Below are 12,877 nucleotides of genomic sequence, written 5' to 3'. Positions count from 1 at the left end.
CGGCGTAGTCAATACCCATTGTGTGAAGCATTAGAAGATCAGGCTCAAAACCCTGACAAAGCGCTGCTGCATCGTTAAAAAGCTCATTATCCGGGTAATCATCATTACTATAAAACAGGCCGTGTTCAATGGGCATGCCGGGGGCATTCGTTAAGCGATGGGATGCCGGATCAAAAGGTGTTGTGTTGCACAATTCGCTCATCCAGTAGTATGCAGCGGCGGCGGTCACAAGGCCCGCGTTCTGTGCTTTGGCAAATATGCTACGTGCGGGGCAGGCTCTTTTATCATCATTATGCATGATGCCACTTTTTGCAGGAGGCAAGCCGCAGAGCAACGTTGTATAGGTGGGGCGAGAAAGTGGGGGAAGAAAGCACTCAAGTTCAACGTAGCGAGCCTGGCCACCCTCTTCAAGCGCTTGGGGATAGGAAAGGCACCGCCGAGCAGTAGAGGCGGTAAGGCCATCCAGCAGTACGAAGAGTATGCGATTCATTACCAGTCCCCAGCACCCTCTGGCCGTAGGCCAAAGTTTAAAGAAGGAGCCATTGCACGCAATTGGGCAGCTGTAACCCCTTTGACATTATAATTTTCACGCAGCCAATTGAGGTAGTTGTAAATTTTTTTGTATAGAGCATCCGCTGCTGCTTTATCAGGAATATTAGGTGATCCGCCGGGCAGCATTTCTGAGGAATGCCAGAAAAGACTGAGCACTTTTCCGCCCCTGCGCAGCAGCATCTTGGTAGCGGCGCGCATAACGGCCTGGCTATGCCATACTGGATTGGGGCTTAAGGCTCCCCAAAAGTGGAAAGAGTCTGCCATTGGGTTCTTGTGGGTCAGCTGATACCAGGCGCGCGCTAGAAATGGGTGCAAGGGCAGCTGGGTGACTGGAGATTCCAGAAGCCCCGGCGCATTTTTGATCCAGTATGGGGTGGTTGGCGCCAGAAAATGATCGGGCCCACCTCGGAAGATTCGCAAGGGGCAGACGGAACTGTCAAATGTGATGCCTTCCTCCGCCAACAAAGGGCGTACGCTGGACTTCAAGTCCCAGCGACCCATGCGAAAACTGGTCAAAGGCGCGCCCTGAAAATCATGACCAATATCCAGCAAGGTTCTTAGCCGCTGCCGCAGAAGTTCACGTGGCAGCTGGTCTGTGCGGGTAGGGGCCTCATCCGTCTGGACCGGGTCTTCTTCACATGAAAGCAGGGGAGGGGTACTCCAATGATGAAGGTGGGCAGCAATTTCAGCCTGGCAATTGTCGCGCATCCACGCCAGGTGCGGCCTAGCCTCACTACTGGCAAAAACTGTATGGGCGCAAAACAGTGTCAAAGGAAAGCCCAGATCTTGCGTTAGAGGTGCAAGTTGGGGGAGCAGAGCCACGTTGCGTACTCCGCAATCCGAAGCAGCATACCTTCCCGAAAAGAGTCCTTCCTCTTCCACATCCAGACTGACAATGACGTAAATTGGCTGGCTGATGGTCTGCTTTGTCGCGGGTGTTTGAGTCATTTGCATATAGTATGCTCAACTTCCGTGTATGGCAACGCGGCGGTGCGTCAACAAAAGCGGATAGTTCCCTATCACATGAGCAGGGCCTCACTTGCAAATAGCGCGGGAATACATGAATATGGGCCCAATCGTTCGTCAAGGCAGGCGAGACCTGCCTTCAACTGATGTTTATATGTAAAAGCCTCAATGGCTTTTATCCCTATAAGGAGAATCATGCCCTCTTTACCACTGCGCGTACTTTTTTTAATGGAAGACCTATGTTATGGTGGTACTCAACGTCAAACTCTTGAATTGGCGCGACGTCTCGACAGGCAAAAATTTGCCCCGATAATGCTCACGCTTACAGGCCCGACAGATTTGGACGCTGCAGTCAAAGATGTGGATATTGAATTACACCATCTCGGGGGGGGACGGCATGTGTCGCCCACGTTTTTTTTACAGCTTGCAACACGCCTGAACTTGCTTGCTCCTGATATCATCATGCCTTGCACCGCGTTACCCAATATCTGGGGCCGCATCTGGCCGCGCATCCAACGCTATTGGAGGGGGGGAAATAGCCCTCGGGTAGTAGGCACGTGTCGTGGTGGCGGGGCCCCTGCGCGACAGCATGAGAGATTCCTCTGGCGCTTGACCGATCATATGATATGCAATTCAGAAGCATTACAAAAAATACTATTGAATTTTGGAATTCCTCAGCAGCGGCTCAGTTACATTCCTAACGGTGTTGATACTGATTTTTTTGTACCCTCAGAGTCTGCTCCCTCGCTTCGGGATCCGCTCATACTCTGTGTGGCCCGTCTGGCAGGCGATAAGGACCATATGACGCTGCTGAGCGCCTTTGATATTGTGTTGAAAACTCACCCGTTGGCTCGCTTGCGTCTTGTGGGAGACGGCCCTGAAGAAGCTGTACTCAAGCGCTGGGCTGCGGAAAATTCAGCAGGCTCCAAAGTTGACTTTGTTCCTGGCGGGTTGGACATGCGTACTCATTACGCCGCAGCGCGAGTTTTTGCCTTGTCTTCTGCACGCGAAGGACAGCCCAATGTCATCCTTGAGGCGATGGCTTGTGGTTTACCGGTGTGCGCGACTTCGGTTGGGGGGATTCCCCGCCTAGTTGAACAGGAAGGAAGCGGGCTACTTTCGCCAGCAAGTGATGCCGCAGTATTTGCTCGCCACTGCTGCAGGTTGTTAGACGATGATGCCCTGTGTGATTCAATGGGGCTAGCCGGAAGGCAACGGGTTGTTAGAGATTTTTCTTTCACAGCCATGGTGAACGCTCATGAAGACGTTTTCACCCGACTAAAATGAAAGATTTTCTTTTGTTTAGGAGAATATTTTCATGGAAAAAGCTAATGTAAAACTTGAAGTCTCCAGTCCAGATGCGAAGGTTGTTGGTTATAAATTGATAGGGGGCGCTCAAGAGCTGTGTTCTTCGTTCCACTGTGTCTCCAAGAACAATTCAAAAATTTCTTTGAATCACCATATCTACACACTGATATGCTTTACCGTGCTAGTATGTGTTCTTGTGTTCAGCCAAGAGGGCTTCTCAAAAGACGCTTCCCAGGGGGAGCTGGCCTCTGTTGGGACCATTCCTACAAAAGCAACGGGCGAGGTTGTCTCTAGTTTAACCAGTGAAGAGGTTAGTGCTTTGCCCCCGGAACCTCATGACCGCCCAGTAGAGGTACGGGAGCTTTGGACAGGCTCTCTTTATTCCTCAACCTACAAGGTGGGCGTGTGCTTCTCTGCCGATGGAAATGTACGTGGAGTCGTACAGTTACGCCTGTACAATGGCCAAGTTGACGTGTACCACATTGTGGGAAGTGTTCAAAACAATGAAATTCAGGCACGCCATTCTTCAGGCCATACATTTAAGGGGCGTCTAGTTTCCGGAGACAAAGTCGAGGGAACTATCAAACTTAAAAATGGTATGAAAGTACAGCTCGAGGGAAAGCGTACCTACGATGTCCCTCTTGCACCTGAAAACTGCGCTCCACTGCCAGAATAGGCAACAGTTTAATTGCGGGGACACTGCCTCGGTCTCAGTTTATTTTTAAGGAGTATCTATGTTCTGGCTTTGGTTCGTGTTGGCGGCTTTTAAATGCCTACTGCTTTATATTTTGGCAAAAACTGGCCAATCCTTGCCACGCCGTGCCCGGCTTGATGACGCTGCCAACCGTGCCTTGCCAGAAGACCGCTGGCCCTCTGTAGGCATGATTGTGCCTATGGCCGGAACGGATAGGCGTATGTCCGCTGCCGTGAGAAGCCTTCTCATTCAGAACTATCCGAAATATATTCCAGTTCTAGTTACGGCTGACAATGAAGAGCCAGCAGCAGATCTCGTTCGGCGTATTCAGAAAGACTATCCGCATGTTCGGCATGTGGTAGCAGGATCGGCGCATAACTGTGGGCAGAAGAATCACAACAGCCTTCGCGGCGTAGCTGCAGTGAAGAATGAAGTTGAAGTGTTTGTTTTTTGCGACAGTACGCATATGGCCAAGCCTGATTTCTTGCGCCACCTTGTTGGGCCGCTTGCCGCGGGTGAAGCCGAATTTTCAACTGGCTATCATGTGGTAATTCCGAATGACCACCGCCCTGTAACCTTGGCCTATGCCATGTGTGTTTTGCTTATGCGCCTTTTGCAGGCAGTGTCCTCGTTTACCCAACTGTGGGGAGGTGCAATGGCAATGACGCGTGAAGCTTTCGGCAGATATGCTGTTGAGGAGCTGTGGGCGTGCAACGTTGTTGATGATTGTTCACTTTCTGCCCGCCTTCAAAATTTGCGGGTGTCTGTACGTTTGTGTCCCGGGGCTCTTTTGCACACTGAGGCCACAAATCATGAGCGTCATGTGTGGCGAGCGTGGATGGACAGGCAAGTGCTTTTTCTTAAATTTTGCATGCCATTGCAATGGGGGCTATTGGGCTTCATGTGCATTGCGATGGTTGTGCCGCCATTGATGGGTGTATTCATCTTGCTGGGCGGGCTTTTCAATGTGAGTAGCGCCTTGGCTGTATTACTTGTAGTGCTATGGGTGATCCTGTTGGCTAAAGTGCTGCACTTGTGGAGAGGGCTTTTGCGGCATTCCATTTCATTTAGTCGATGGTTTTTAAGTTTTCTGGACGCTGTTGTTATGTTTGTACTGGTTTATGCCCACAGTTTGATTGCCAAAAGTATAGTCTGGCATGGGCAGCGCTATGTAGTTGGACGATGCGGCAGGGTTATTCGAGTAGAACGCAAGTTTTAAGGATTGCTTACGAGTACTTTTTGCCACTGCCCGAATGAAATTTGACGATCAGACTTTTCGGCCAGCATCGCAAGGTAGATAATCTTTGACATATGCTTCTTCTGACTTATATAATCATTAGCCCTTTTTGAGCAAAAAGAAAGAGTTTTCCGGTAACATACCCGGAATAGATTGATAAATGACATCTGTGGCGACTTATCGCATGCTGTGTGCAGCATTGGCGTGTATTGTCTGTTCAAGGATATTTTTACAGTGGTCTTGCTATGATTGCCATGTCCGACCTTTTTCGCGTCAGCTTACGTCAGGTTGTACGCCAGCGCGGCTTCGGGGTGATATTGTCCATCGCCCTGGGCATTACAGCCTTTATAGTATTGGCTGTGCTTGGGCGCGAAATTCGCTATAAAGTCGGGCAAGATATGGTGTTGATGGGGGGCGTCAACGTTATCCGCGTGTATATGGATGACGCCCAGTACCCAGGTCAACCAATGCGTGGGTTTTATCCCGACGCTGTTGAAGCTCTGCGTCGATTGCCCGGCGTGTCTATGGTGAGCCAGAATATCCGTGAAGGTAAAGGCTTTGTCCTTCGCGGTGAGGGAGAGCGTACCCTCAATGTCGGATTCATCGGTATTGACCAGTATTTTTCTGATGTTTTTTCTCTGACACTGGTCGCCGGGCGCTTTATGGATACTGAAGATGTGGCTTCACACAAGCGTGTGTGCATGTTGGGCCGTGAAGCAGCGCAGGATCTCTATGGCGATCCTGCCAATGCAGTTGGAAAACTGCTTTTTTTGCAGCAGGATGTTTTTGAAGTGGTGGGAGTAGTGAGCGGGGTAATGCTCGGTAGCTGGTCTCAAGGCGGTTTTTTGCCCTATACCACCATGATCGATAGAAACTGGGCCGGCGACAAGGTTACACGGCTCTTTGTGCGCGCCATCGGCTGGCAGGACGTGCCCCCTTTGGTCAAGGAAATACCTGTAGTAGTAAAGGATTACCAAAGCGCGCCTTACTTGGTGGTACACACTCAGGAAGATCAACTGGCCCGTATTCAAGACACTTTTTTGTGGGTGGAAGTTCTGCTTTGGCTTGGTATTGCCGCTTCACTTATGCTAGGCGGCTTTGGTATTTGGTATGGTACCTTTGCGGCCGTAAGAGCTCGTACCCGAGAAGTTGGCCTCAAAAAGGCCATGGGTGGTTCAGATTCAGATATTTTGGCCCAGTTTTTGGCTGAAGCTCTGTGTAAATCCGTGGCTGGCGGCGTGCTGGGTATTGCAGTGGGCGTTGCTTTGGTTCAAGTCGGCGCTTTATCTCTAGGAACTGGAATTTCCTTTCCTTTGCTGTTGGCCAGTAGTCTTGGCAGTATTGTTTTTTCCGCCGTCATTGGTGTGGCTGGTGGCCTGTATCCGGCTGTTCAGGCAAGCCGAATGGATGTGGTCACGGCTCTGCGTTTCGAGTAAAAAATATTACGGTTCTGCCCCTTTTTTGAGGTAGGACCGTTTATGGACAGGGTGATTCATGGCTCCCGTTATTGTCGCCAAAGATCTCTACAAATGCTATGCTGGCTTTGCCCCAGTGCTACGAGGCGTAAATATTGAAGTAGAGCCCGGGGAAATGGTGGCCATTATGGGGCCATCTGGCTGCGGTAAATCTACCATGCTGCATGTGCTTGGTATGCTGCATTCTCCTGACGCGGGTTTTCTTGAAATCCTCGGTGAAAATGTTTTGAATCTTGATAGAGAGCAAACTGCTGCCTTCAGGCGTGGCACTATGGGCTTTGTCATGCAGTCCAGTAATCTTTTTGATCACTCTACTGTTTTTGAAAATGTAGAGTTTCCTCTTATTTATGAAAAAGTGCCTCCGCAGGAGCGATGGGAAAGAGTGATCCGCGCTCTGGAACTGGTCCGTCTTTCAGCGCGCGTGCATTACCGCAGCAATCGCCTTTCAGGTGGTGAGCAGCAGCGCGTGGCTATTGCACGTGCGATGGTCAACAATCCCCGTATTCTTCTCGCTGACGAACCTACTGGTGCCCTGGACGCCAAGACCAGCCGTCTCATTATGGATAACTTTCGCAGCCTTTGCCACACTGGTGGTGTGGCAATGGTTGTGGTGACCCATGACCCCAAGATGGCCGAGTTTTGTGACAGTGTATACACGCTTGAAGACGGTATTTTGCATTGCCGCAAGCGTGAAGTGCCGCGTATTGACGCTCAGGAAAAATATAATCTTCTGGCTGGACCCAAACCTGTAGTTCGGGGGGCTCTGGTAGCTGAGCGCTTTCCTGAAGCATCGGGGCAGTGCCTCATGAACGAGGCGCATCATCTGCATGCCAATGGCCTTCTTTCACGTATTTATGCCATCCGTGATAATGGTTTTTTAAGTAGCCCCGAAGGATACGCCTTGCCTCTTGCTGTGCGGCGTATTGGTACTTGGCGCATGTTTGGGGCCTATATGGACATGTTCCGCCATATGCGGGGATCTTCTGCCAATTTATGGAGTCTTTGGCGTTCTTTGCCTGGGCGTGGGCGCTGGGGGCGCTGGCTGTGGGACCATTTGCGTTCTTTTGGCTCCGGGGCCCGATTGGCCCGTTGGGGTGTGGAAGAAAACATCGAGATGTTTTATGCCGCCGGAGCACACGGACCCGCCACTGCGTCATGGGTGGCCTCACGCTTGCTTGAGGTACCGTATGCCTTTGCCGTGAGGTCGCATGACCTTGCCAGCCCAGGCTTGAATTGGGAATCAAAAGTCAGGGATGCGGTATTTGTTCGCTGTGATACAAATGCCACGCGCCTGGCCATGTGCGAATTGATGCCAAATGTGTCAGAGAATAAATTTGTTGTGCTGCGCGACCCTTTAACATTGACGCCTCCTGAAGAAGACACTGATCAGGTTGGGGCAACCCACAGTCCCGTAAATGAGTTGAATATCCTGGCTGTAGGCACTATTTGCCAACGCAAGGGGTATGATGTGCTTTTGCGGGCATGCGCAATTCTTAAGAGTAAGGGACTGGACTTCAAGCTCAAGCTTGTGGGAAGTGGGCCTGATCGGTTACGTTTGCGCTTGTTGGCCTGGCGACTCGGCCTGCAAAGTAAAGTGCAGTTTATGGGGCAGGTTCCTCACGAAAATATATCGGACCTTTATAATAAGGCGGATGTTTTTGTGGCTCCTGGTCGCAAAACACGTCAAGGCGATATGGATGGATTGCCTTCTGCACTTGTTGAAGCCTTGGCGTTTGGGTTGGCTGTGGTGACCAGTGATCTCCCTGGTCAGATAGAAGCCGTAACCAATGGGCAAAACGGGCGAGTGTTTCCCCAGAATGATGTGATCGCGTTGGCCGCTATTCTTGAGGATCTGGCTGAAAAACCTCATGAACGACGACGGCTGGGTGATGCAGCCCGCCGTGCTTTACCTGTTTTCCTTGATGAAGAAGGGGTTGAAGCACGCATGAGCGCCTTTTTCAAAGAAGCCTGTCATAAGCTGTGAGACTGCATTATTGCGTCCACAGACCGAAACGGAATTGCCATGAATTTTGACAATGTACGTGTGCTGGTTGTGGGCGATGTCATGCTGGATCGCTACATCGCAGGCAAAGTTGGACGCATTTCTCCAGAAGCTCCTGTGCCAGTGCTTGGCGTAAACAAACGTTGGTTTGCACCTGGCGGGGCTGCCAACGTGGCGCGAAACCTGGCCCATCTTGGGGCAAAGGCGGTGCTGGTTGGCCTTGTTGGCACCGATGCAGCATCTGCTGATCTTTGCCAAAGTCTTGAACAGGCTGACATTGAATCTCACCTCGTATCCTCAACAACGCGTACCACGACCTGCAAGACGCGGGTACTCGCCCAAGGGCAGCAGCTGTTGCGTTTGGATGAAGAAGAGTGTCGCAGTCCTACAATCCTTGAATTTGATTCCATGTGGCAAGCTGCGCGTGACTTGTTGCCTTCTTGTAATGTGGTTGTCCTTTCCGATTATGGTAAAGGAGTGCTGCTGGAAAATGATCAGAGAACAAGTTTGTGCAGCCCTGTTATACAAGAAGCGCGCCGTCTTGGCATTCCGGTGCTGGTTGATCCCAAGGGGTTGCGATGGCAGCGTTACGCGGGGGCCGATTGTGTGACACCCAATCGGCTTGAGTTTGATGCTGTTTGTGGTAGAGATCCAGACATGCCACTTGACCGGGAAACACGTGAAAAGCTTGCATCTCAAATGCGTTCCGACTATTCAATTAAGCGGGTCCTTATAACCCGCGGCTCTAAGGGGATGGCTCTTTTTGCACCGGAGATGTCGCCGCGTTATATTCGTGCGGTGGTACGTGAGGTGTCGGATGTGTCCGGCGCTGGCGATACGGTCATTGCCACCCTTGCTGCCTGTGTTGGCAACAAGCTGTCCTGGGAAGAAAGCATGGATGTGGCCAACGCTGCTGCCGGTGTGGCCGTTAGTAAAATGGGCACCGCTCCTGTCAGCATAACCGAGTTGAGACAGGCCCTGCGTCAGGGAGCAGATAATCCCAAGCTTTATACGCTAGCAGATCTTAATGAAAAAATTGAAGACTGGCGGAAAAAGGGTGAGAGCATTGTTTTCACCAATGGGTGCTTTGATCTGCTGCATCCAGGCCATATTTCTCTTATTCGGCAAAGTGCCGCTCAAGGGACTCGCCTTGTTGTTGGATTGAATTCTGATGCCTCCGTTAGCCGCCTTAAGGGGCCAAACCGTCCGGTACAGAATGAGCAGAGTCGGGCTATGTTGCTGGCTGCCCTCAACGGTGTAGACGCCGTAGTACTTTTTGATGAAGATACGCCGCTGAACCTCATTACGACGTTACAGCCTGATGTGCTGGTTAAAGGAAGCGACTATACGGTGGGAACTGTGGTGGGAGCGGATATAGTGCAGGCAGCAGGCGGTCGAGTCTATCTGGCTGATCTGGTTGACGGGTGCAGCACCACCAACATCGTGTCCAAAATCGACGCTTCAAGCGGAAGTGAACTCCCTCGTTAAGAGGAATCTGTCATGCAGAGAATCCTCGTAGCCGATGTAGGCGGCACAAACTGTCGGTTCGGCAGCTTCATTTTTGAGAACAATACACTGGCTCTAGAGTTCTCAACCAGAATCAATTCCAGCTCTCTGGGCAGCGCCCAGGCTTTGTTTACTGCACTTTCTGAAGAGCTGTCCCTGCCAATTGAAACCGCCGCCGCCATTGTTGTCGGACTGGCTGGACCAGTGGATGGTCAAAGAGGGCGGCTCACCAACGGTAATCTCGATGTAGACCTTGCAGAAGTGCCAGCCCTGCGCCATGTTGAACATTGTCTACTCCTCAATGATTTTACCCTTCAAGCTTATGCCATGTTGACGCCTCCGGGAACTCATGCTCTGAGTGTTGCTGATTCACCAATTGGCAAGGCGCTTGAATCTGCAGGCAAGCTAAGACCTACAGGGGCGGTGGACAGTGGTTTTTTGGCAGGCAACGGAAGGACTCGTGCCATCATAGGGGCTGGTACAGGACTTGGAGCCGCCAGCCTTTTATCTGTTGCTGGGAGGGGGTGGATACCTTTTCCCAGCGAGTCTGGTCACGCGGCTTTTGCTTTTTTGGGCGAAGAGGAACAGGAATACAGACGTTTTTTATGCAGAGAGCTGGGGCGGCCTTTTGTCAGTGCCGAGAATGTTCTTTGCGGTGATGGCCTTGCCATTTTGCATTATTATCTGACTGGTCAACTTCTTAAGCCTGAACAGGTCGGTGCACAGGCTCTAGGAGAAGAGACCCCAACGTTGCGATGGTACGCACGTTTTTTGGGCCGCTTTTGCAGAGGTTGGATGCTGTCCACTCTTTGTTCGGGAGGGTTGTGGATAGCCGGGGGAATCGCTGCTGCAAATCCGCGCTGTGTCACCAGTTCAGTGTTTTCTGAAGCTTTGCGCTCATATCCTGGCGTTAACGCATCACTTTTGAAAGATACTCCTGTATATCTTGTAACAGATACCGATAGTGGCCTATGGGGGGCAGCTTTTGCTGGTCAGGCAATGTTACAAGCGAACGGGCAGATATATTCAAATGTACAGCTGTAGCTTCGCTGTAGTGCAATCTATAGCGCTGATATGGCACAATGCGCTAAATTTTATTGTATAAAATTTCCAAATAAAACGATTCATTGTCTGTAAACCTGCGAATACAACCGCTTGTATTGTGCTTCTTGCTTGACCTCCTGTTGGAAGTTTTATAACTTACCAAACTCATTTGATTCGTAAGAAGCAGTAGAAGTGCAGGGTGCGGCAGCAATGCCGTGCTTTGTGGCTTGTATTTGGCGTTTTAGTTCAGGCAGCAGCTTGATAAGATGCTGTTACTTCACAATTGTGTTTATTTACAGTTATGTTAGGTGAACTAGCAAACACCAATGGATGCAAGGCACTGACCATGCGCATGTCAAAAAAAAGCGGTTTCTTGCGAATCGTGGAGACGCGTTGTGGCATGTGCAATCAAGGCAATCAATATCGTCAGAGCTTTCCTCTGGCATAGATGGGATGTCTATGCTGCTGGAAGCCGTAGCGGTTTAGTTTCGGCGGGAGTTGAAGGTTTATGGGGGAGCCGGGACCTGTACAGCATTTATGGTCCTGGCTAAAGAGCTTCTCCTGCCGAAGTAAAGTCACTGTGGATATGCGACCAATACGTAGTGTGGCAGTACTAATCCGTTAAAGTTAGTCTGTCTGGCCAGTAAAGTATAATTTCATAATACTTTTTAATCTGGTGCACTGTCAGATCGCATTGCTAGTGTCGAAGGTTTGTTTACACCTACGTTGCTGCTGCAAGTAATATGAAGTTTCCGCATGCAATTATATGTTTGTTCTGCGGATAGCATCATTAGCAGTTGTCGTATTGAATGGCCTGCTAGCTATTCGGGTTGTAAAGTCTGGACAGCAAAAAACTCGATAGTTTTTTGCTGAGATTGGGCTTGACAGCAATCCTCGATAACAGTAATTTTTACTATCATATGGAGAGTAATATGGCTCAAGTTCAAACAAGAATGACTCGCCAGCGTGCGGTAATTTTGGAAGAGTTGCGCAAAACCAAAACACATCCAACTGCAGATGAGCTCTACAGTATCGTGCGAGAACGCCTACCGAGAATCAGCCTTGGGACAGTTTATCGCAATCTGGATTTTCTGGCAGACAGCGGTGAAATTCGTCGTCTTGAGGCTGCAGGTTCAACAAAACGATTTGATGGTGACATTTCACGCCATCAGCATGTGCGTTGTGTACAGTGCGGTCGTATTGGCGATGTGATGGCCCCCCGTGAGGCGCCTTCTGTGGAAGGTATGGATGTGGAAGGATTTGCTTCCATCCTCAATTCACGCATCGAGTATGACGGAATTTGCCAAGATTGCGCTGGGCGCGTGCGGAGCACCAGCCACTAGGGTACTTTCTCGTGATTGCATTTGGGGGCCATATAAGCCTGTTCGCGGGCTGCATCCTCGGCAATTTTTATGCAGCATAGTCAGCTTAGCGCCTCTGAAGTTGCGAAGGTAGTTTTTCTCTAATTTGTTCCGCTCCTTTGTTCGGTATTTCCAACGGCGCCCTGCTTGTATGTTCTTTCGAATCGGTTTATGAAGAGGCATACCTGTTTATAACACCAAGGAGTTTCGGAATGGCAGAAAATAGAGAAAACCGTAAGGCCAAGGTGATTGAAGTTCTTAACAAGGCTCGCGCCATGGAGTTGCACGCTATACACCAGTACATGAATCAGCATTATAGCTTGGATGATATGGACTATGGTGAACTGGCTGCGAATATGAAACTTATCGCCATTGACGAAATGCGCCACGCTGAGAATTTTGCAGAACGGATTAAGGAACTTGGTGGCGAACCAACTTCCCAGAAAGAAGGTAAAGTCGTCACCGGACAGGATGTGCCCGCTATTTACGAAAGTGATGCTAACCAGGAAGACGCCACTATTGAAGCGTACAGCCAATTCCTTAGCACCTGTAAAGAACAGGGCGATATTATCACAGCTCGCCTTTTTGAGCGCATCATTGATGAAGAGCAGGCTCATCTGACGTATTATGAAAATATTGGCGGGCATATCACCAAATTGGGCGATACTTATCTGGCTAAAATTGCGGGCACGCCCTCATCTACCGGAGCCGCCAGCAAGGGATTTGTTACTG

The 12,877-nt window shown here is 50.3% G+C and carries 10 protein-coding genes and 1 pseudogene; 9 read left to right on the top strand and 2 right to left on the bottom strand.

Annotation, left to right across the window (positions count from 1 at the left end; all coding sequences use genetic code 11):
• Together QM579_RS11940 and QM579_RS11935 are read right to left on the bottom strand one after the other, a co-directional pair.
• Positions 1–490 (bottom strand): annotated as a pseudogene (locus tag QM579_RS11940) (alkaline phosphatase family protein); the annotation flags it as partial.
• Entirely contained in the window at positions 490–1,500 is a 1,011-nt protein-coding gene (locus tag QM579_RS11935) for a hypothetical protein (protein ID WP_414999362.1), read from the bottom strand. The pseudogene QM579_RS11940 and the gene QM579_RS11935, both read right to left, overlap by 1 nt.
• A 213-nt stretch (positions 1,501–1,713) precedes the next feature.
• Here QM579_RS11935 and QM579_RS11930 point away from each other — a divergent pair, with 213 nt between their 5' ends.
• The 9 genes from QM579_RS11930 to QM579_RS11890 all read left to right on the top strand — a co-directional run.
• Entirely contained in the window at positions 1,714–2,805 is a 1,092-nt protein-coding gene (locus QM579_RS11930; RefSeq protein WP_414999361.1) for a glycosyltransferase family 4 protein, read from the top strand.
• Between the two features lie 31 nt (positions 2,806–2,836).
• Positions 2,837–3,502, top strand: a complete 666-nt coding sequence (locus QM579_RS11925) for a hypothetical protein (RefSeq protein ID WP_414999360.1) — start codon at positions 2,837–2,839, stop codon at positions 3,500–3,502.
• Positions 3,503–3,560: 58 nt separating this feature from the next.
• On the top strand, positions 3,561–4,739 hold the full coding sequence (locus tag QM579_RS11920) for a glycosyltransferase (protein WP_414999359.1): 1,179 nt from the start codon (positions 3,561–3,563) through the stop codon (positions 4,737–4,739).
• A 272-nt stretch (positions 4,740–5,011) separates the two neighbouring features.
• Positions 5,012–6,193: an ABC transporter permease gene (locus QM579_RS11915; protein ID WP_414999358.1), complete on the top strand. Its 1,182-nt coding sequence runs from the start codon at positions 5,012–5,014 to the stop codon at positions 6,191–6,193.
• Between the two features lie 58 nt (positions 6,194–6,251).
• Complete coding sequence (locus tag QM579_RS11910) at positions 6,252–8,216, top strand: glycosyltransferase (RefSeq protein ID WP_414999357.1); 1,965 nt, start codon at positions 6,252–6,254, stop codon at positions 8,214–8,216.
• Between the two features lie 39 nt (positions 8,217–8,255).
• A complete protein-coding gene (gene hldE / locus QM579_RS11905; protein WP_414999356.1) occupies positions 8,256–9,722 on the top strand; it encodes a bifunctional D-glycero-beta-D-manno-heptose-7-phosphate kinase/D-glycero-beta-D-manno-heptose 1-phosphate adenylyltransferase HldE in 1,467 nt (488 codons plus the stop codon).
• Positions 9,723–9,734: 12 nt separating this feature from the next.
• Positions 9,735–10,784, top strand: a complete 1,050-nt coding sequence (locus QM579_RS11900; RefSeq protein WP_414999355.1) for a glucokinase — start codon at positions 9,735–9,737, stop codon at positions 10,782–10,784.
• A gap of 932 nt (positions 10,785–11,716) precedes the next feature.
• Positions 11,717–12,127: a Fur family transcriptional regulator gene (locus tag QM579_RS11895; protein WP_414999354.1), complete on the top strand. Its 411-nt coding sequence runs from the start codon at positions 11,717–11,719 to the stop codon at positions 12,125–12,127.
• A gap of 230 nt (positions 12,128–12,357) precedes the next feature.
• The coding region (locus QM579_RS11890; RefSeq protein ID WP_414999353.1) for a bacterioferritin at positions 12,358–12,877 on the top strand (520 nt) is incomplete at its 3' end.

It is taken from the genome of Desulfovibrio sp., from assembly GCF_047607245.1.
Taxonomy (GTDB): Bacteria; Desulfobacterota; Desulfovibrionia; order Desulfovibrionales; family Desulfovibrionaceae; genus Desulfovibrio.
The sequence above is the reverse complement of the archived record's forward strand: the minus strand, read 5'-3'. Positions and strand labels throughout refer to the sequence as shown.

Bases quoted from the DNA above. Each gene is read 5' to 3' on its own strand.
- QM579_RS11930 (WP_414999361.1), top strand. From the start codon at position 1,714: ATGCCCTCTTTACCACTGCGCGTACTTTTTTTAATGGAAGACCTATGT.
- QM579_RS11895 (WP_414999354.1), top strand. From the start codon at position 11,717: ATGGCTCAAGTTCAAACAAGAATGACTCGCCAGCGTGCGGTAATTTTG.
- QM579_RS11920 (WP_414999359.1), top strand. From the start codon at position 3,561: ATGTTCTGGCTTTGGTTCGTGTTGGCGGCTTTTAAATGCCTACTGCTT.
- QM579_RS11910 (WP_414999357.1), top strand. From the start codon at position 6,252: ATGGCTCCCGTTATTGTCGCCAAAGATCTCTACAAATGCTATGCTGGC.
- hldE (WP_414999356.1), top strand. From the start codon at position 8,256: ATGAATTTTGACAATGTACGTGTGCTGGTTGTGGGCGATGTCATGCTG.
- QM579_RS11900 (WP_414999355.1), top strand. From the start codon at position 9,735: ATGCAGAGAATCCTCGTAGCCGATGTAGGCGGCACAAACTGTCGGTTC.
- QM579_RS11915 (WP_414999358.1), top strand. From the start codon at position 5,012: ATGTCCGACCTTTTTCGCGTCAGCTTACGTCAGGTTGTACGCCAGCGC.
- QM579_RS11925 (WP_414999360.1), top strand. From the start codon at position 2,837: ATGGAAAAAGCTAATGTAAAACTTGAAGTCTCCAGTCCAGATGCGAAG.
- QM579_RS11935 (WP_414999362.1), bottom strand. From the start codon at position 1,500: ATGACTCAAACACCCGCGACAAAGCAGACCATCAGCCAGCCAATTTAC.